The organism is Acinetobacter marinus, assembly GCF_900096915.1.
In the GTDB taxonomy this organism is placed as follows: domain Bacteria; phylum Pseudomonadota; class Gammaproteobacteria; order Pseudomonadales; family Moraxellaceae; genus Acinetobacter; species Acinetobacter marinus.
This window is the reverse complement of the sequence record NZ_FMYK01000002.1, coordinates 94,229-114,829: the sequence shown is the minus strand read 5'-3', so window position 1 is coordinate 114,829 and position 20,601 is coordinate 94,229. Positions and strand designations below refer to the sequence as shown.

General features: G+C 45.4%; 17 protein-coding genes and 1 pseudogene. 6 read left to right on the top strand and 12 right to left on the bottom strand.

Annotated elements, in window-relative coordinates; all coding sequences use genetic code 11:
* Positions 1–8: 8 nt before the first annotated feature.
* The 5 genes and pseudogenes from BLQ60_RS03925 to BLQ60_RS03905 all read right to left on the bottom strand — a co-directional run bounded on the left by BLQ60_RS03925 (position 9) and on the right by BLQ60_RS03905 (position 6,350).
* Complete coding sequence (locus BLQ60_RS03925) at positions 9–1,799, bottom strand: peptidoglycan D,D-transpeptidase FtsI family protein (protein ID WP_092616376.1); 1,791 nt, start codon at positions 1,797–1,799, stop codon at positions 9–11.
* Between the two features lie 204 nt (positions 1,800–2,003).
* A pseudogene (gene ftsL / locus BLQ60_RS14120) lies at positions 2,004–2,282 on the bottom strand (cell division protein FtsL); the annotation flags it as partial.
* Positions 2,283–2,467: 185 nt separating this feature from the next.
* Positions 2,468–3,391: a 16S rRNA (cytosine(1402)-N(4))-methyltransferase RsmH gene (gene rsmH, locus BLQ60_RS03915; RefSeq protein WP_092616371.1), complete on the bottom strand. Its 924-nt coding sequence runs from the start codon at positions 3,389–3,391 to the stop codon at positions 2,468–2,470.
* A gap of 272 nt (positions 3,392–3,663) precedes the next feature.
* Complete coding sequence (gene ilvD / locus BLQ60_RS03910) at positions 3,664–5,493, bottom strand: dihydroxy-acid dehydratase (protein WP_092616369.1); 1,830 nt, start codon at positions 5,491–5,493, stop codon at positions 3,664–3,666.
* Positions 5,494–5,813: 320 nt separating this feature from the next.
* The gene (locus tag BLQ60_RS03905; RefSeq protein ID WP_092616366.1) at positions 5,814–6,350 is read right to left on the bottom strand and encodes a hypothetical protein; all 537 of its coding nucleotides are present in this window, start codon (positions 6,348–6,350) and stop codon (positions 5,814–5,816) included.
* 254 nt (positions 6,351–6,604) lie between these two features.
* Between BLQ60_RS03905 and sstT the strand changes: the two genes are divergently transcribed.
* Positions 6,605–7,801, top strand: coding sequence for a serine/threonine transporter SstT (sstT, locus tag BLQ60_RS03900; RefSeq protein WP_092616363.1), 1,197 nt, complete (start codon positions 6,605–6,607; stop codon positions 7,799–7,801).
* A gap of 166 nt (positions 7,802–7,967) precedes the next feature.
* On the opposite strand, the gene BLQ60_RS03895 is transcribed toward sstT, so the two are convergent.
* The gene (locus BLQ60_RS03895; protein WP_244515958.1) at positions 7,968–8,558 is read right to left on the bottom strand and encodes a DUF805 domain-containing protein; all 591 of its coding nucleotides are present in this window, start codon (positions 8,556–8,558) and stop codon (positions 7,968–7,970) included.
* Positions 8,559–8,849: 291 nt separating this feature from the next.
* Here BLQ60_RS03895 and recN point away from each other — a divergent pair, with 291 nt between their 5' ends.
* From recN to ruvX, 3 genes are all read left to right on the top strand, one after another.
* Complete coding sequence (gene recN, locus BLQ60_RS03890; RefSeq protein WP_092616360.1) at positions 8,850–10,529, top strand: DNA repair protein RecN; 1,680 nt, start codon at positions 8,850–8,852, stop codon at positions 10,527–10,529.
* A 171-nt stretch (positions 10,530–10,700) separates the two neighbouring features.
* Positions 10,701–11,267 carry a YqgE/AlgH family protein gene (locus BLQ60_RS03885; protein ID WP_092616357.1) on the top strand — a complete coding sequence of 189 codons (567 nt, stop codon included), beginning with the start codon at positions 10,701–10,703 and terminating at the stop codon, positions 11,265–11,267.
* Entirely contained in the window at positions 11,260–11,721 is a 462-nt protein-coding gene (gene ruvX / locus BLQ60_RS03880; RefSeq protein ID WP_378235224.1) for a Holliday junction resolvase RuvX, read from the top strand. Before BLQ60_RS03885 ends, ruvX begins: the two co-directional genes overlap by 8 nt.
* Positions 11,722–11,765: 44 nt before the next feature.
* Here the strand turns inward: ruvX and BLQ60_RS03875 are convergent, their stop codons facing one another.
* The 6 genes from BLQ60_RS03875 to glnK all read right to left on the bottom strand — a co-directional run bounded on the left by BLQ60_RS03875 (position 11,766) and on the right by glnK (position 18,573).
* On the bottom strand, positions 11,766–12,920 hold the full coding sequence (locus BLQ60_RS03875; RefSeq protein WP_092616354.1) for a hypothetical protein: 1,155 nt from the start codon (positions 12,918–12,920) through the stop codon (positions 11,766–11,768).
* Positions 12,921–13,094: 174 nt separating this feature from the next.
* Positions 13,095–13,679, bottom strand: a complete 585-nt coding sequence (gene pgsA, locus BLQ60_RS03870; protein ID WP_092616352.1) for a CDP-diacylglycerol--glycerol-3-phosphate 3-phosphatidyltransferase — start codon at positions 13,677–13,679, stop codon at positions 13,095–13,097.
* Positions 13,680–13,828: 149 nt separating this feature from the next.
* Positions 13,829–14,638 (bottom strand): acyl-CoA thioesterase, encoded by an 810-nt coding sequence (locus BLQ60_RS03865; RefSeq protein WP_092616349.1) that lies wholly within the window; start codon positions 14,636–14,638, stop codon positions 13,829–13,831.
* Positions 14,639–14,788: 150 nt separating this feature from the next.
* Complete coding sequence (gene uvrC / locus BLQ60_RS03860) at positions 14,789–16,588, bottom strand: excinuclease ABC subunit UvrC (protein ID WP_092616346.1); 1,800 nt, start codon at positions 16,586–16,588, stop codon at positions 14,789–14,791.
* Positions 16,589–16,740: 152 nt separating this feature from the next.
* On the bottom strand, positions 16,741–18,150 hold the full coding sequence (locus tag BLQ60_RS03855) for an ammonium transporter (protein WP_092616343.1): 1,410 nt from the start codon (positions 18,148–18,150) through the stop codon (positions 16,741–16,743).
* A gap of 84 nt (positions 18,151–18,234) precedes the next feature.
* Positions 18,235–18,573: a P-II family nitrogen regulator gene (gene glnK / locus BLQ60_RS03850; protein ID WP_092616340.1), complete on the bottom strand. Its 339-nt coding sequence runs from the start codon at positions 18,571–18,573 to the stop codon at positions 18,235–18,237.
* 227 nt (positions 18,574–18,800) lie between these two features.
* Between glnK and BLQ60_RS03845 the strand changes: the two genes are divergently transcribed.
* Both BLQ60_RS03845 and BLQ60_RS03840 read left to right on the top strand, forming a co-directional pair.
* The gene (locus BLQ60_RS03845) at positions 18,801–19,031 is read left to right on the top strand and encodes an accessory factor UbiK family protein (protein ID WP_092616337.1); all 231 of its coding nucleotides are present in this window, start codon (positions 18,801–18,803) and stop codon (positions 19,029–19,031) included.
* A gap of 66 nt (positions 19,032–19,097) precedes the next feature.
* Positions 19,098–20,585 carry a YifB family Mg chelatase-like AAA ATPase gene (locus BLQ60_RS03840; protein WP_092616334.1) on the top strand — a complete coding sequence of 496 codons (1,488 nt, stop codon included), beginning with the start codon at positions 19,098–19,100 and terminating at the stop codon, positions 20,583–20,585.
* Positions 20,586–20,601: the final 16 nt, after the last annotated feature.

Here is a 20,601-nt window from a genome sequence, read left to right as displayed (position 1 = left end):
GCCGCTCCTTAGGACGCTTCCGCAGTTTCAAGTGGTCGATCGAGCGGGACATTGAGCAAGCGCAAAGATTCTTGCATGATCTTGGCAAACACAGGTGCTGCCACCAAACCACCATAATATTTACCTTGCGGATTCTCCACCACCACGATCATGGCAATGCGTGGATTACTGATCGGCGCAACCCCTGCAAATAGCGCACGATATTCACTTTGCGAATAGCCTTTACGATCGGCACGCAGTTTATGTGCCGTCCCTGTTTTACCACCCACACGATAGCCCGGAATCACTGCTTGACGTGCCGTACCACCCGGCTGAGTCACAGCTTCGAGCATATGCAATACCGTATCGGCAATTTCTGGTTTGACGACTTGCTCTGCCTTTGGCGTGTCTTTGACTTTGAATAAAGTTAAGGGTACCTTTTGACCATGATTAGCGATCATGGCATACGCCTGAGCAAGCTGGAGTACCGTGGCATTCAAGCCATAACCATAGGACATGGTGGCGACTTCAGAGACATTCCACTTGCTTCTTGGCAGGATTAAACCCGCACTTTCCCCCGGAAAGCCAACAGCCGAACGTGAACCAAAACCAACATGCTTATAAAACAGCGGTAACATTTCATACGGCAAAGACAAGGCAATCTTAGATACACCGACGTTCGACGATTTGATAATAATCCCACCCAGATTCAGTGCGCCATAGTTATGGGTATCTCGGATGGTATGGTTACCAACACGCATTGAACCCGGTGAGGTATTGACCACGGTTTCAGGCTTATATTTACCACTTTCTAATGCCATCATGATGGTCATCGGCTTCATGGTCGAACCTGGTTCAAAAGAGTCAATCGCTCCACGGTTACGCATGGCATCTTTGTTATCAAAACTTTTTGGATTATTCGGGTTATACGACGGCCAACTGCTCATCGCCAAGATTTCACCCGTTTTCACATCGACTGCAATCGCCGTTGCCGAGCGGGCATTGTTCGCCACACCCGCAGCAGTGAGCTCACGATACATGATGTACTGGAGTCGTGAGTCGATACTGAGCTGAATATTTTCGCCAGCTTGCCCTTGGGTCAGGACTTCTTCTACTTTCAGGCGATTACCACGACGATCCCGCAAAATACGCTGTTCACCATCTACCCCTGCAAGACGTTTATTCAGTTGCATCTCCAAGCCTTCCATTCCCATACCATTACTATTGGTCACGCCAATAATTTGCGCATTGGGCTGTGGCTGAGGATAGTAGCGTTTATAAGTTTTCTCGGTGTAGACGCCTTGGAAATTCTGATCCAAAATCGCTTGGGCTTTAGCAGGTGGCACTTGACGTTTGATCACCACATAACGAGTACGTTCACGGCGTTTGACATCACTTTTCAGCTTACTGGCATCCACACCAGCCGCTTTGGCAAGCGCATCTAAGTCAAAATTCTTGTGGGTCGGCTTTTTACCTTCGGCAATATTTTTCTGATTCAATTCTTGCGCTTGATAATAATCCATTGGATCAATCACCAAGGTCATCACTGGCGTACTAATTGCCAATGGTACGCCATTTCGATCGCTGATCACGCCACGCATGGCTTGGACTTTTTCGGTATATAAAATCTTGGCATCGGCACGTTCTTGCAAGAACTTACTTTCGATGATCTGCACCCAGAACGCACGGCAAATCAACAGCACAAAAGCGACAAAAACAGCCAACCACAGCAGACGAAAGCGCCACATATCCTGAGCAAGCGTGGGTTTTGCAACCACCGCCTTACGTTTGGTTCTGCCTTTTTGTGAATTTACCGCCATGGTCTGTTACTTTCCCAATATCTACGATTGTTACTTACCGTGATGTTTGATCTATTCGCCAAGAAATACAACAGCTTGTATTTATTGAGCCTCGTTTAACGCCCACCCAATTTACTGTGCTACTTGCTGTTGTACCACTTGCTGTTGTGTAGTAGCACCTGTTTCGGCACCAAGTGCAATCTTATCTCGCTCCAGATCATTGCTGGCAATGACTACGGTTTGCGAAGCAGGTGGCGAGAACATGCGTAATTGCGTCACTGCCCGACTACCGATTTGCGCTGTCGCCCCAAAGGTTTGTTGCTCGATCAGCAAACGCCCCCACTCTGCATTGAGATTATCCTTTTCCTGCATCAGCTTGGTATAGCCTCGATAATCATAGCGGTATTTAAACACCTGATGCACCACCATAAAAGCACTGCCCATCACTGCCACCAATAACACAAAAATGATTGCAATATTCTGCACGGTGGACTTTTCTTGCAGAAAACTGGCATTGGCTAAACCACTTTGGCGCAATTTTCGGGCGGTCGATGATTCAGGCTGAGATTTTGTGTCTGAAGTTTTAGTTGCTGGGGTTTTGGTTTTAGCAGAATTGGCTTCAGCCGTTTTGGTTTCCGTGGCTTTTGTTTCAGTAGCTTTGGCTTTCGATGAATTATACTTTGCCATGATTAATCCTGCTCCAAACGTGCAGCGACACGTAACCATGCACTGCGTGAACGGGGATTGTCTTTAATTTCAGCTTGGCTTGGTGAGATACGTGCAATTTTCTTTAAACGGCGGGTATCTTTTTGCGCTGTTTGCGACAGCACCGCCCCCCAATCCTGTTCAGGCAAAGTTGATTCTTTTTGAATAAATTGTTTGATTAAACGATCTTCTAAAGAATGGAAACTGATCACCGCCAATCGTCCATTTGCTTTTAATAATTCAACGGCTTGTGGTAAAAACTGCTCGACATCATCCAGCTCACGATTGATAAAAATCCGAATCGCTTGGAATGTGCGGGTCGCAGCGTGCTTATGCTTTTCCCATTTTGGATGGGCGACTTTGACGATTTCAGCCAGTTGCGCTGTGGTGTCGATCTGCCCTGCATTTTTAATCGCTTTGGCAATGCGTCGGCTATAACGCTCCTCACCATATTTAAAAATAATATTAGCAAGCTCGGTTTCATCGACTTCAAGGAGCCACTCGGCGGCAGTTAAACCTTGCGAATTGTCCATACGCATATCGAGTGGTCCACTGTGCATAAAGCTAAAACCACGTTCCGCCTGATCAAGCTGTGGTGAAGATACACCGAGATCAGCCATAATCCCGTCCACCGCATCTACACCCAGCTCAGCCAAAGCATCTTTTAGATCGGCAAAACTGGCATGGATAATTTGAAAACGGGCATCTTCGTTGGCAAGTTTCTGCGCTTCTGCCAACGCTTGCGGGTCTTTATCAAAGGCATAGACTTTGGCGTTCGCATCCAGTCGACTTAACAACAGACGTGTATGTCCCCCACGACCAAAGGTCGCATCAACAAAAATTCCAGACTGTTTTTCGCCTAATAGAGCGTCAACAGTTTCATTTAACAACACAGAAATATGGGACATGGAACACAACGATTGGTTTTATGGCATGGATAATTGTTTTTAAAAAACAATCAAAAAGATAATCCGCAATTATTCACTGTTTTAGGACGTATCCCAAGCCAAAATTTGTATAAATTGTTTAGAACATCGAATATGGCGTAAATTTTGCCAGTGTCAGCGCAAGAAGTCACGTAAATCACATGCATTCACAGTAAAAAATAGCGTCACACGGCATTTTAAACGTAAAAAATGCACATCACCGAAGCAATGTGCATTTTGTTTTGTAGGGCTGATTACAGCACTCGAACTGCACCTTTTGCGGCACTGGTCGAATGTTGCGCATAAATCTTCAATGCTTTAGACACTTTACGTTTGCGCTCTTCGACTGGATGCCAACCTTTTTCCTCTTGGATATGACGACGGTGCGCCATTGTGGCATCATCAATATCAAGGTGAATGGTACGGTTTGGAATATCGATCTGAATCTGATCACCATCTTCCACCAAACCAATCGCACCACCTTCAGCGGCTTCTGGGGAAACGTGACCAATCGATAAGCCTGACGAACCACCCGAGAAACGACCATCAGTGATCAGTGCACAGTCTTTACCCAAGCCTTTCGACTTTAAATAACTGGTTGGGTACAACATCTCTTGCATACCCGGTCCACCACGAGGACCTTCGTAGCGAATCACGACCACATCACCTGCAACGATTTTCCCACCAAGAATGGCATCAACCGCTGAGTCCTGACTTTCAAAAACACGAGCAGTCCCGTTGAATTTCAAAATCGACTCATCTACACCTGCGGTTTTCACGATACAACCATCCAGTGCGATATTGCCGTACAGTACAGCCAAACCACCGTCTTTAGAGAAGGCATGCTCTGCATTACGAATTACGCCTTTTTCACGGTCGCCGTCCAAGGTTGCATAATAACGATCTTGTGAGAACGCTACTTGCGTTGGAATCCCCCCTGGTGATGAACGATAAAATTCATAAATTTCAGGGTCTTCATGACGGATAATATCCCACTTATCCAGCGCATCTTTCATGGTTTTTTCATGCACGGTGCTGACCGATGTATCAAGCAGTCCTGCACGATCAAGCTCGCCAAGAATCGACATAATCCCGCCTGCACGGTGGACGTCTTCCATATGCACGTCTGACTTCGCTGGGGCAACTTTAGACAGTACAGGGACTTTGCGAGATAACACATCAATGTCATCCATCGTAAAGTCCACTTCCGCCTCATGTGCTGCGGCGAGCAAGTGCAATACGGTATTGGTCGAACCGCCCATAGCAATGTCCAATGTCATGGCATTTTCAAAAGCGGCTTTGGTGGCAATCGAACGAGGTAAGATGCTGTAATCATCTTGTTCATAATGACGACGGCAGAGCTCAACGATCAACTGACCTGCACGTAAGAATAATTTTTTACGATTGGCATGGGTTGCCACGATCGAACCATTACCCGGAAGTGACAATCCCAGCGCTTCAGTCAAACAGTTCATCGAGTTGGCAGTAAACATTCCCGAACACGAACCACAAGTTGGACACGCAGAACGCTCAAATGCTTCGACTTCTTCATCGCTATAGCTGTCGTCGGCTGCGACCACCATTGCATCCACAAGGTCAATGGCTTTTTCATCACCACGGAATTTGACCTTACCTGCTTCCATCGGACCGCCCGACACAAATACCACGGGAATGTTTAGACGCATCGACGCCATGAGCATTCCTGGGGTGATCTTGTCACAGTTGGAAATACATACCAGCGCATCGGCACAATGCGCATTCGCCATATATTCCACCGAATCCGCAATCAAATCACGAGATGGCAGTGAATACAACATGCCGTCATGCCCCATCGCAATCCCGTCATCGACTGCAATAGTATTAAACTCTTTTGCTACACCGCCTGCCGCTTCGATCTCACGTGCCACCAACTGACCTAAATCTTTGAGATGGACGTGACCCGGAACGAATTGAGTAAATGAGTTGACCACGGCAATAATCGGCTTGCCAAAGTCTTCATCTTTCATTCCTGTTGCACGCCATAAGCCACGTGCACCAGCCATATTACGACCATGTGTTGATGTTTTCGAACGATAATCAGGCATGAGTACTTCCAAAATATGATGCTTGAGTAAACACTATCAGAACCATTTACTCTGGCGAAACTTGCAATGAGTGCTGATGAGTGAATCAGCGGAGATATCGAATCATGATACTACAATTCGACTCGAGAATGCAGGTCATGCCGAGCCGATTCACAAAACCGTGTGTATGACTCGATCTATGACATTTTGAATGGCTTTTGAGTGATTTTTTTGAATGGCGTTAAAATGCGTCTTGAAGTGAATCGATAGCGCCTTTTGAAGCGCTTTTGAATGAGATTAGAGCATCTAAGCCCGTATCTATATAAGAAATAAGAAAATAACTATTGTGCAGGCTGTGCCACAGTCGCTTCAGCAAAAAAAGCCACGCTATCTTCTGCACCATTTTGCATATATTTCACGACCTTATTCAAAGGAAAGGTAAACTGATTGCCATCGGTGAGCACTGCTGCCAATTCAACGGATCTTGGGAAATTCGCAAACAATTCAGGGTTGAGCGCCACCGCCGTATCATAGTCCACCCAGTACCATTGTGTTTTTTGATCATTTCTGCGAATGACTTCCCCGACATAAGCCCCTGCTCGAAGCACTATGCCAAACTGTTGCGCTTGATCTAAATTGGCAAAATCAGGGCGTACTGTATGCAAATAATCATCCACATGCTTCAAACTGTGTAATGAGAAATCAAGCTGTGTGGCTTGTAAAAAATCTTGTTGATAAATCGGTTCATCCTGATCGTCATAAAACATTTCGGCAAGTTCAGACAATGCCAGATTTTGATTTTCCATATCGAGTTCTACCACAGCAATTGATTGAGTCAAGGAGAATAACAACGCTAAAAATATAAACCGTTTCATCATAGCGAAGATCCTGTGCATGATTGTGAGCATTCTGAGTGACTTAGTGTACTTCTTGTCAAATTGATTTCTGCTTTATATCAACTTATCAGCGCAAATAGAGCGGGTCTAGCGATTTTCAAAAGAAATAATATTTTGAATTACAGAATCTTAGTCACACGGACAGGTTAAAACTAGCAGATAATTCACATTTTGTTATAAAATGCTCGGCTTGGCTTTTTATTTTCATTTCACCAACGTATTTTCAAGGCTCGGTTATGTTCTCAGCCCTAGCTCGCTTAAGTCTAGTGTCACGTATTATCATTGCAATCGTCTTAGGCGGATTAGTCGCATATTTCATTCCTGAGGCTGCGGGCTATGTCAGCATTTTGGGTGATTTGTTTATCAAGGCGTTGAAGTCGGTTGCGCCGATTTTAGTGTTTATTTTAGTCCTTGCATCGATTGCCAACTTTAAAGTCGGTCAAGGCGCCAGCAATCTCAAGCCGATTTTGCTGATGTATGTGGTCGGCATGTTGCTCGCAGCGACGACTGCGGTCATCGCCAGCAATCTTTTCCCAAGTACACTCATCCTCACCATCGATCCTGAAACACAGCTGCAACCACCAAGCAGTATCGCCGAAGTCCTTAAGACCTTATTACTCAACTTTATTAGCAATCCTGTGACGGCACTGCATGAGGCGAATTTCATCGGTATTCTTGCATGGGCGGTCGGCTTGGGTATGGCACTGCGTCATGCCTCGGACACGACCCGTCAGGTGCTCACAGACATTGCCGATGGGGTCAATCACATTATCCGCATCGTGATTAGCTTTGCACCGCTCGGGATTTTTGGTTTGGTGGTAGCGACTTTTGCCCAAGCGGGATTGGATACTTTGGAGCATTATGCGCATCTCATCATCGTTTTGGTGGCGACCATGGCTTTTGTGGCACTGGTGATCAATCCGATTTTGGTGGCGATCGTGATGAAAAAGAATCCGTATCCATTGGTATTTAAATGCTTGGAAGAAAGTGGCATTACCGCATTTTTCACTCGCAGTTCGGCGGCGAATATTCCTGTGAATTTGGATTTGGCAAAGCGTCTTGGCGTGTCTGAAACCACAGCCAACGTCTCTATCCCGCTTGGCGCAACCATCAATATGGCGGGCGCTGCGGTGACCATTACCATCCTCACCTTAGCGGCAGTCAATACACTTGATATTCAGGTCGATATGACCACGATGATCGTGCTGTCTGTCGTGTCTGTGGTGACGGCGTGTGGTGCGTCAGGTGTCGCGGGTGGCTCACTGCTATTGATTCCTGTGGCATGTGGTCTATTTGGCATTTCATCAGAAACTGCCATGCAAGTGGTGGCAATTGGGATGGTGATCAGCGTCTTACAAGACTCGACTGAAACCGCACTCAACTCATCGACGGATATTTTGTTTACCGCTGCGGTGGATTTATCTCGGAAATAATTCAGGGCGAATTACATGGCTGTAAGATCTATTTCACCGTCGCCACGCATTCTACAAATACATGCAATCTGATCATATTCGAACCATTAAAAAAGCATCTAATGATGCTTTTTTAATGTGCAGATTGTATGTAGCACACTCGTTGGTATGCTGTCAGATGAAGAAATTAATAATAACTTCGCCCTTCTTCAAGCAGTTGTTGCTGGGATTGATTGGCGCGTTCGATATAGTCCTGATAAGCAGGAATGGCAATTGCCGATAGTACACCAATAGCAACAATCATCATCAACGGAATCAGCACCAAATAAATAATCCCCATTACTCGCTCCCACTCTTTGGTCGGACGAGGCACACCATAACGGTTTGTCCCATCCGTGCCTTTGGCGATGCAGATATATAACAGAAAAAATAAGCTGACCAACGGCACAAGCAACAGTAGCGACAACCACCCCGTCTGGTCACAATCGTGCAAACGTCTGATCGCAAAAATAAAAGTATAGACCAAATAAGCAATTAAAATAATGATATATGCAATACCAAAGCCTATCATCATCCCTGCAGAAGGCTCAGTCTCAAAGTTACCACCACTGCTCACACCATAGGCAATATAGAAAAATACCACGATCGCAACCAATACCGCATTCAATACGATCCCGCTTAAAAATGTCCATGCCAGATAAGAAAGTCGACTAAATCGCCCTGCACTACTAAGTGGTTTGTCCATTGTTGCTTGGTGTTGTGGTTGCATTTGTTGCATCGTTTTTCCTCGAATTATTGACTGAAACGTGTTTTATTTTCAGTTTTATTGAATTTATGTTGCTCAATATATCAGCATTTTTTATTTATTCAATTCCCAAACACACGACTAACTTAGACAGATTTCTCCATTTTCCCCTACAATTCAGTGTATCTTTGCCCGCAAAATACAGTAGTATTAAAGTCGTTGTCTTGCATCTCATGATCAATTACAACTGATCCGATGCAACTCATTTTATGCAACAGTTTGCTCCATCACAATAATCATCCACCGTTAGAAAATGATTCGCCTATGCTTAGCCACATCACGCTCATTGATTTTGCCCTCGCCGATCATCTGGAACTTGAGATTGATCAAGGTTTTAATGTCTTAACAGGTGAGACGGGCGCAGGCAAATCATTATTACTGGATGCGCTTTCGGCGTGTTTGGGTGAGCGTAGTGATGCCACGCAAGTGCGTTATGGCAAAGAAAAAGCCGAAGTCATTGCCACTTTTAGCTATCAAAATAACAGCCCTGAGCAGGCTTGGCTCAAAGAGCATGAGCTCGAAGACCTTGAAATCGAAAATGATGAATCAGGCGAGATCGTCATTCGTCGAGTGATTTTTGCGACAGGTCGTAGCAAAGCATGGATTAATGGTCGCCCAACTAGCCTGACAGAGTTGAAAACTTTAGGTCGTCTGTTGGTGCTTCTCTACAGCCAACACAGTCAGCAACAACTGCTCGATCCACCGTATCCAAAGCGCTGGCTGGATCGTTATAGCGGATTGCAAGCACAGGCGACGCAAGTCAAACAGGCACATCAGGCATGGCAAAAAGCCGCCAAACAATATCAATCTGCACTCGATGCACAGCATACCCGTGCCACACAGATCGCACTGCTCGAACAACAGCTTGAAGATGTCGAGCCATTACTCGAGATTAACTATCAAGACATTGAACAAGAATATGATCGCTTAAGTCATCATGAAACCATGATGCAAGACTGTGCCTCGATCATGTTTGCCTTGGATGAGTCTGAACAGAATTTACTGCAAGAGCTGGGCAATGTGTTACGCCGTGCTGAAGCACAACAATCTCGCAGCCCACAGCTTGAACAGGTCTACAACAGCATCGTCAATGCCCAAAGTGAGCTGGAAGATGCCAGTGCAACGCTACGTCAATTCGTTGATCGGCAGAGTTTCGATCCTGAACGCATGGAAACGCTGAATCAACAACTGGAACAATTCCATCGCCTTGCACGTAAATATCGCATTCAACCTGATGAACTGATCGCACAGCAAGCGATTTGGCAAGCTGAACTCGAACAACTGAATTTCCTCGATAATCCTGAAAAATTGGCTGAACAGGTCGCCGAGCTTGAGCACAGTTTTTTAAATGACGCAGAGCAACTTAATCATGCACGCTTAGCGGTTGCCAGTGATGTTGCCGAAAAGTTGAGTGCGCAAGTGAAGCCTTTGGCACTGCCTGAAGCACAGTTCCAATTCGATTTTCAGCCCTTTGACACACCAAATGCAGAAGGTCTGAGTGCGATTCAATTATTGTTTAGTGCCAACAAAGGCATTCCACCGCAACCGCTAGCACGTGTTGCATCGGGTGGTGAGCTGTCTCGTATCGCCTTAGTGATGCAAGTCATGAATGCCAGCAAAGCCGATGCCGAAGTCTTGGTATTTGATGAGATCGATGTCGGGATTAGTGGCGGGACAGCGGAGATCGTCGGACGACTGTTGGCAAATCTTGCTGATCACGTACAAATTCTCTGTATTACCCATCAAGCACAAGTCGCAGGGCAATCCGATCAGCATCTACTGGTGAAAAAGCAACAAACCGACCCTGCTAGCAGTACCATTTTCGTTTTAGATGAAGCTGAGCGCATTCATGAGTTGGCACGCATGTCAGGTGGTGTAGAGATCAACGACACCACACTGCAACATGCCAAACAATTGCGAGAACTTAAATTTTCCTCGAAGTAGTCTCACATTGTCGTAGTCGTTTATTTTTTATTCATTATGCTAATTTTTTTCATGATTTCGGGCTTAGATAACCAAAAAGCATTGGTTTTCTAAGCCACGTCAAGTATGTTGGAACGATAGACTGTTCATTTCGATAATTATTTTAACTTCATGAAATAGGAGATTAGATGGGTGCCAAAACAACATTCCAAACATTACCTAAAACATCGCTGTTTAGTCGCACCGCCACATTTGGCAGATGATTTTTTTGCACACAGTGTGATTTATCTGGCACGTCATGATGCCGACGGCGCACAGGGCATTATCCTCAATCGCCCGTCTTCGGTACCGATTCGTGAACTACTCAACGACCTCGATATTGATGCCGATCATGTCAATCCACATGCGGTACTGCACGGTGGTCCAGTGCGTCCAGAGGCTGGTTTTGTACTGCATACAGGTCAGCCGACATGGCATTCTTCCATTGCCGTGGGAGAAAATGTCTGCATCACCACCAGTAAAGATATTCTCGATGCGATTGCGCATAATGAAGGCGTGGATCAATATCAAGTTGCGCTTGGCTACGCCAGTTGGGGCAAACAACAGCTTGAAGCGGAAATCGCTCGAGGTGATTGGTTGGTCTGCCCTGCGGATATGGATTTGATTTTTAATCTGCCGTATGACCTGCGTTGGAATGCGGCTTACGAGAAAATTGGCGTCAATCCAAGTTGGCTCGCCGATGAGATTGGTCATGCCTGATTCAGATATATTAGATATGAATGCAACTGCACAAACCATTATGGCATTTGACTTTGGTACGCAGAAAATGGGCATCGCTGTGGGGCAAAGCCTGATTCAAAACAGCAATCCACTGGCACTGTTCCCGATGAAAGACGGCATTCCAAACTGGGATGAGCTACTCCACATCATCAAACAATGGCAACCTGATATCTTCTTGGTTGGCTTACCGCTCAATATGGATGATTCAGAATCAGATTTATCTCGTCGAGCTCGAAAATTTGCTCGTCGTCTACGCCATCAAACCAACATCGACACATGGATGGTCGATGAACGCCTCACCACACGAGATGCACGGCAAGATTTGGCAAATCTACATGCGCAAGGTCAAGCCAAACGGGTTCAGGCGGACAGTTTGGCGGCTGGATTATTATTAGAAAGTTGGTATCGTGAACCACATGGCATTACGCCATAAATGATAAAACTTCATGCCAATTCAAGTGACTAAGGCTCAAATAATTAGCACACAATCTTATCAATCAAATGCCCTTCAACTAGCTTAACTTCGCTTTGATCAGGATTCATCTGCACCACAAAACGACCATTCGAATAAATAATGTGATCATCTTTGATGACATAACTCATCACGCTTTTTTTCAATACCGTTTGCGTGCCATCCGCAGAGATTTTAAGCAGTTGCCAATTATTTGGAATCAACCCAGGGAATTTTTCACCTGATTTCGCATTTTGAGCAGTGGTCTGCTGTGCTTTGATCAAATTACCTTCGATAAAAATATCTTCTTCAGATTTTTGTTGTGCCTTAGCAGGGTTTGCACCTGATGAGGTTTTTAAAGATTCACCTGTATAACGCTGGGTAAAAAAGTCCAACCAACTGAAAATTGCTTTAAAAATTTTCACGGGAATCAAGGCAATATCTTTTAACGTCCACGTACTGGCTTTGCGATATTGATAAGGTCGACGAAGCACGTACAGATTACCCTGTGCATCAATTTGTGGCTTGAAATAGTCAAACTCAGGCGAAGCAAGGATGGTTTCCAGATCGCCAGTTTTCAGGTTTAGACGGCAAATTTCTTTCGGTCCTAGACGCATCGAACCCCGATCATCCGCACCAAAACCACACGAATCATAATAAATCAGATCAGAATTTTGCGGATCAAAACACGGATGCGCATCCACGCACTCGCCTTCGGTAATGTATTGAATGCGATTATCATCAATCGCCAAAATGCTCAGGTGTTGCACATAACCACTCAAGTCCGCACCCGACAGCACCAGTCGTTGATTGACCCGATCGATGTCCATATCAAAGGTGAGATAGTCATTTTTGCGCAAAATCAGTGCTTCGGGCTCGTTAAAGTCTGTTAATGATTTGGCATAAATCGCCGTACCATCTTGCAGACAAGCGCTATAAATGATGCGCTCTGCAGATGCAATCAGCACATCAGTGGCAAAAATCATCGCCTCATTGTCTTCTTGCTGTGGAAATGCCCCCATAAACTGCGCACCTGCACCCGTGTTTTTCCATGCCTTGCGCTGTTTAATTTCTTGCAGATTCTTTTTATATTTGTCGATTGCCTGACACGGGATCACAATATCTTTTTGATCGTAATGATAATTTAATGCGGTTTTACTGAGATAAAAAATCGGAAACATTCAAACCTCTTTCGGCGAATTTACTTATTGTGCAATGATTTTAGCTTAATTTTGTAGCGGTGCTGTAGCATTTCTGCGACAAAATGCCGAAGCACCTTAAGATTCGAATTAAAATATGAGCAGAAATTCAAGTTGGAATTTGAGTTGCGCTTTGAGTTTAGTTTTTCGTCTGGTTTAAGGCTGTTTTAAATATGGCCAAGCCGCTTTAAGATAAATAAACATCGACCACAAAGTCAGAATCACAGCAGTATACAACAAGATATAAGCAATCCATTCAATCGGTTGCCAGTTGAGCAAAAATACGGTGATGGCGATCATCTGAAATGCGGTTTTATATTTTCCGACTGTAGACACTGCCACATTGGTGCGTGCGCCAAGCTCCGCCATCCACTCTCGCAATGCCGAAACAGTGATTTCACGAGAAATGATCACGATCGCTGCAAATGCCATGATAATGGTCGGTTGCCACTGTACCAATACGATCAAGGCTGCCGCCACCATCAGCTTATCTGCCACAGGGTCGAGAAAGCGACCAAATGCCGAGCTTTGATTGAGCGCCCGAGCGAGATAGCCATCGAACCAGTCGGTAACCGCCGCCAGCACAAAGATGCCTGTCAATAAACCATGCCGAAACAATGTGCCCTCATGACCATTGACACCGACCGCAGGGGGCCAATAGGCAATTAACAAAAAAACAGGAATAAGGACGATTCGAGCAATAGTTAAAATATTTGGAATATTCAGGATACGACCTGTCATATACACCGCCTGCGACGCCTTCCCCAAGAAAAATGAATGCATGTAAATCGATACAATGCAGTACGCACTCTATACCAAATCACAAACACTGTCGAGCAATGTGCTTCGCTTTTGCTGAACCAACCGATTTCAACTGATTTTAGATGAGGTTAAGCGAATACCGTCACCGTTTGCCGACTCAGCAACAATAAATTTCCTGCTTCATCCCAAATTTGCGCTTGCTCTGTGGCATAGCCATGCTGCGCAAATTCAGTATGTTCCCGATATTGTAGCCAAGCATTGCTCTTTAAAACATTGCTTTCTAGCTTGTCATCAGCAATAAAAGTCAGATGCCACGTCAATGAATTGGCTGGTGATGGCGTATCACATACCGCCGTCACACCTGGTGGCCATATATCTGCCAAAGCAATCAAATGCGGTGCTTGCATTGCCATCTGACTCACTTCAGGTTTAAAACGGAACCAACCACCAAAGTCCGCCGACTCGCCTGCTTGAAATGGCATACTACCCTCTGCCCAGTAGAGATCATAATGCTGAAAACATTCTGGAATCATCCCTTTGACATAAGGCATTTTCGCCAAAGTACTGCGCTCAGGAAAATGAGGAGATGCGGGTAACCGATCAATACTCACCGCAGACTGGCGTGCTTTACCAAAGCTCGCCAGCATGATAGTTTGCACTTGATCATTCTGCCAAAGTCGGGCTTCTAAGGTGGTCACCGAACCGCCAACACGCAAAGTTTCCACGGTAATTTTTGATACTTGATATTGTACTGGTCCGACAAAGGTAAAACTGGCACTGAGTGGCTTACGCTCAGCATCGCCTAGTACTACTTGCGCTCTTGCCATCAATAAGGCTGCTACAAAACCACCAAAGACAGTGCGTCCCTGTCCCCAGCCTGTCGGCATATCAAAGGTATCGGTCTGGGAAATCAGCTGTAATACTTGATCAAAATTCATAAATTACCAAGAAGAAATACAACAAAGTGCATAGATAATGACAATTCCCATCGCATTTGTGAATGATCAATTTGTCTAGATATCTTGAACATTTTGGTCAACGGAATGCGCTGACTCAGCGCTTCAATATTGTTCATCTAAGTTGCAAAATCATTCATGCAATACTTTATAAATCGTCCGAGCCATCGCACTACCGATGCCATTGACTGCCATCAGCTCTTTTTCTGTGGCACGAAGCACGCCTTGTATCCCCCCAAAATGTGTCAGCACATCACGACGACGTTTCTCGCCCAAACCAGGAATCACTTCGAGTACCGAGCCTGCCCGTTTTTTATCTCGTTTGGCACGATGTTTAGTAATGGCAAAACGATGCGCTTCATCACGCACCTGTTGAATCAAATGCAAGGCTTTGTGATCTTCTGCCAATTGGATTTTTGTACCATCGGTAAAGTGTAAGGTTTCCAAACCCGGTTTGCGCCCTTCGCCTTTGGAGACACCCACCATAAAAGCATCTAAACCTAATTCTTGCATCACCTCCATCGCCATATGCAACTGCCCTTTACCACCATCAATCAATAGCAAATCAGGCAACATATTTTTCTTATAGCGACGGGTGAGTGCCTGACGCATCGCCGCATAATCATCACCGCCTGTAATGTCTTGAATGGCAAACTGTCGATAATCTCGCTTACGAGCACCGCCCTGATCAAACACCACACATGAGGCAATCGGCGACTCGCCCATGGTATGACTAATATCAAAGCATTCAATGCGATCAATCGGTCGATCCAGCACTTGCTCAAGCTGATGAAAACGCTCATTCAGTTCCAAATGATTGGCGAGTTTGCCTTTAATCGCATGTTGTACATTCATCTCAGCGAGCTGTTGCCACTCGGCACGGATTTCTCGGACTTGATGTTTGATCTGAATTTTCTTATCAAAATGCTGTTTGAGCGCATCTTCTAACAGTTTTTGATCTGGCAATTGAACATTGACAATCAACTCGCTAGGAATTTCATCCGCCACCTGAAAATAGAAATTGGTTATAAATTCACTGAGTATTTCAGATTGATTTTCACCCTGAATATCAGGAAAATAGCTTTTTCCGCCAAGCATTCGCCCATTACGCACGTGCATAATCTGCACACAGACCACACCCGCCTGATAGGCGATTGCTAAAATATCCGCCTCACCTTTGAGCTTATAGATCGCTTGCTGTGACTGCACTTCACGCAATAATCCCAAACGATCTCGGTAAAACACGGCTTTTTCAAATTCGAGCTTTTCAGCGGCTTGCTCCATTTTTTCAATGAGCTCAGTATTCAACTCTTTGGTATCACCCTTGAGAAAGCGAATCGAATTTTGTACATCTTGCGCATAATCCTCAGGGGAAATCAGCCCGACACATGGCGCAGAACAGCGTTTGATTTGATATTGTAGACAGGGACGTTTGCGCTGTGAAAAATAAGAATTTTCACATTGCCGCACATTAAATAACTTCTGCAAACTCAGTAGCATATCCCGTGCATTATAAGCACTTGGATAAGGCCCAAAAAATTTGCCCACTTGATGCTTGCCCTTACCTCGCCCACTGGCAATGCGTGGATACGGTTTATCCGCTGAAACAAAAATATAGATATAGGATTTATCGTCACGGAGCATGATGTTATACGGCGGACGATGTTGTTTAATCAGATTTTGTTCGAGTAATAAGGCTTCAGTTTCTGAGCGCACCACCAAAGTTTCAATATCATAAATCCGTGATACCAATGCCTGTGTTTTGGGATGCTCAATGGTTTTGACAAAATAACTGGAAATGCGGTTTTTAAGATTTTTGGCTTTACCCACGTACAATAGCTCACCATCTTTACCAAGCATTTTATAAATACCTGGCAAAGTGGTCATGTTACTGAGTAGATTTTCAATATGGGCTTTGGCGTTTGGGTTCACTCAATGTACATCGTGGCTTAAACTTGAATTATTATATGCTGTGTGATCGTGCAACATTCAAGTCATCGGACTAAAAACAACAAAATCTTGCTCATAAAAAACTCCGCCGAAGCGGAGCCTTAGATCAATCTTTTTACATTGTCATGATCAGATTATTCGATACGTTCGCCGTGTTGGCTAAGATCAAGACCCATACGCTCATCGTCACCTTCTGCACGTAGACCAATCACTAGATCAATCACTTTTAAGATGATGAAGGTTAATACTGCGCTATATACGATCGTTGCCAAGACACCTTCGACTTGTACCCAAAGTTGGCTCATCATATTGGTCGGCGCACTATCACCCATGATGAATTCACTTGCAAACACGCCTGTTAGGATTGCACCAACAATACCACCGACACCATGTAGACCAAATGCATCCAACGAGTCATCCGCTTTCAACATACGTTTTAGTCCGCTGATACCCCAGAAGCAGACGATACCACCGATGATACCCATGATCAATGCACCACCAACAGTCACAAAACCTGCCGCAGGTGTAATCACCACTAGACCAGCCACCGCACCAGATGCTGCACCAAGGACTGAACCTTTGCCACGCACCATGCGCTCAACCGCTAACCAAGAGATGGCTGCTGCTGCTGCTGCAACTTGAGTTACCACGATGGCATAGCTTGCAGAACCATTGGCGCCCAAAGCAGAACCACCATTGAAACCGAACCAGCCCACCCAAACCAAGCTCGCACCAAGTACAGTCAAGGTGAGGTTATGTGGTGCCATTGCTTCTTTGCCGTAGCCCATACGTTTGCCAAGCAAGTACGCTGCAACGAGACCTGCAACACCTGAATTGATGTGGACTACTGTACCACCAGCGAAGTCTAAAGCGCCTTTACCAAACAACCAGCCTGTAGATGCCCATACCCAGTGTGTGATTGGTGCGTAGACCACGATCACCCAGATAGTAATGAACGCAAGCCAAGCGCTAAACTTCATACGCTCTGCGATCGAACCACTGATAATGGCTACGGTAATGATGGCAAAAGTCATTTGGAAGATGACAAACAGAATCTCTGGAATCGTGCCACTGAGTGCATCTTTGGTGATGCCAGCGAGCATGATCTTATCAAAGCCACCCATAAAGCTATTACCATCGGTAAAGGCAATCGAGTAACCGACAACAACCCAGACGATACTCACCACACTTGCAGCGGTAAAGCTGTATGCCATTGTGTTGAGTACATTTTTCTTACGCACCATACCGCCGTAGAATAATGCCAATCCAGGGATGGTCATTAATAATACCAATGCAGTTGATATCAAAATCCATGCTGTATCGCCTGAGTCGAGCGTTGGCTCTTCTTCCGCAGGTGCTGCTGCTTCAGCAGGCGTAGCTGGTGTTTCAGTTTCAGCAACCACCGCCATCTCAGGCGCTTCCGTGGTTTCCACGACCAGTGCCGTATCTTCCGTCGGTGCAGTTGCTGATTCTGATTCGGCCCATACAGGAGATGTTCCGAGTAGCGCAGTCGATAGACCAAACGCCAGTAGCAATTTATTCATTAGATCCCCCAACCTTCAATTTAAGTTGTGCTGACTTGACTAACTAGATGGTTAACAGTTAGCAAATGTCATGCCATATTGTTTTTAAACGGCGTCTGGACCAGTTTCTCCAGTACGGATACGGATCACTTGCTCTAAGTTCGAGACAAAGATTTTCCCATCACCGATCTTGCCAGTGCTGGCAACACGAGTGATGGCTTCGATCACACTGTCGACCATATCGTCTTTGATGGCAATTTCGATTTTGACTTTCGGCAAAAAGTCGACCACATATTCAGCACCACGGTACAATTCTGTGTGCCCTTTTTGACGACCGAAACCTTTAACTTCAGTCACAGTGATACCTTGCACACCGATTTCTGAAAGTGATTCACGGACATCATCAAGCTTAAACGGTTTAACGATTGCTGTTACGAGCTTCATGCTATCTTCCTTTGGGTTTACTCATACCAATAGTGGTTTTTACATAACAATTTTCGTGCCAAAACGAAAGAAACGATTGGGGGAATATTTCTTCACTTTGCACAACTTTAAAGCCATGTTCTGCCGACAGTTTAACAGTATTCTTTGAATTATCCATCTTACAGCTATCATCTCAGTTACATTTATTGTATCTTGAATTTTAAGTATTCAATGTTGAGCAAGCGCAGATGACACCAACCCTAGACAGCTTTGTAGACGCCTTAAAAGAACACATCGCCACACCAAAAGCTGACCTTGAGCACAATATTCGTGCAGTCTTGGCAGAAATGGTGGAAAAAATGGATTTGGTCTCTAAACAAGAGCTTGATCGACAAAAAATTGCACTACAACAAGCCAATCAGCGCATGGATGCACTACAACAGCAACTTGAAGGCTTACAAAGTCAAATCAAAAAGTAACGATTGCGCCAATATTGATCAAAAACACAACAACTTTATAAAAACGCACAATAATGGAACAATAATATGAGTTTTGCCAAAGTGTATTCTCGTAGCGTTTTGGGTTTAAATGCCCCGCTGATCGAGGTCGAAGTCCACGCCAGTCAAGGTTTGCCCGCATTGACTATTGTTGGCTTGCCTGAAGCTGCGGTACGTGAAAGTAAAGATCGGGTGCGTTCTGCCATTATTAATAGCGGTTTTCAATTTCCCAATAAACGCCTCACCATCAACCTTGCGCCTGCCGATTTACCCAAAGATGGCTCACGCTTGGACTTGGCGATTGCTGTTGGGATATTGGTGGCGTCTGGACAGATCGCTGATGATCGTATTGCCCAGTTTGAGTTACTCGGTGAGCTTGCTTTAGATGGGCAACTGCGTCCAATTACGGGGATTTTAAGCATTGCCCGCGCCTGTAAAACTGCGAAACGACAGCTTTTACTGCCTGAACAAAATGCCGATGATGCCTGTTGTATCCAAGACCTCACCGTCTATGCCACCAATCACTTGAAAACCGTCTGTGATATTTTGACAGGGACGGTGCAACAGCCTGCGCACCATTATCAGCCAAATCACACATTTTTGGATCATTTGCCTGATCTTGCCGATGTCAAAGGTCAGCTCAAAGCACGCCGAGCGCTGGAAATCGCAGCTGCGGGTGGACATTCACTCCTATTTACAGGACCACCTGGCACGGGTAAAACTTTGCTGGCGTCACGCTTACCGAGTATTTTGCCACCACTGACCGACAGCGAAAGTCTTGAAGTTGCCAGTATTTATTCCATTTCCAATTTGCATCAACCTTTTGGGGTGCGCCCTTTTCGTGCACCGCATCATACCGCTTCGGCGGTGGCGCTGGTTGGTGGGGGCTCCAATCCAAAACCTGGCGAGATCACTTTATCGCATTTGGGCGTGTTATTTTTGGACGAGTTGCCTGAGTTTGACCGCAAGGTCTTAGAAGTTTTGCGTCAGCCTTTGGAGTCCAAAGAGGTGGTGATCTCTCGGGCGTCTCGGCAGATTTGCTATCCTGCCAATTTTCAACTGATTGCGGCGATGAATCCCTGTCCGTGTGGTTATGCCTTCCATCAAGACAATCGTTGTCAATGTTCGAGTGAAGCAATCAAACGCTATAAAAATCGGATTTCAGGGCCTTTGCTTGACCGTATTGATTTGCACATCGAAGTCCCGCCACTGTCTGCACAAGAGTTGCAACAACAGCAGGCTGGAGAAAGCTCAGCTTCGGTGCGCGAGCGGGTATTTGCAGCGAATCAGCAACAATTGCAGCGTCAGGGTTATTTGAATGCGGGACTCACGCCACAGCAAATCGACCAACACGTCCAGCTCGACACACAAAGTCAGAATATTCTTGCCATGGCACAGCAACGCTTGCAACTGTCTGCACGTGGCTATCACCGTATTTTACGTGTGGCACGCACCATTGCCGATCTGGCGCAATCCGAGCAGATCAGCACCATGCACATTAGTGAAGCATTATCCTATCGTTCGATGCATGCTTGATTAAAGTGTACTTGAT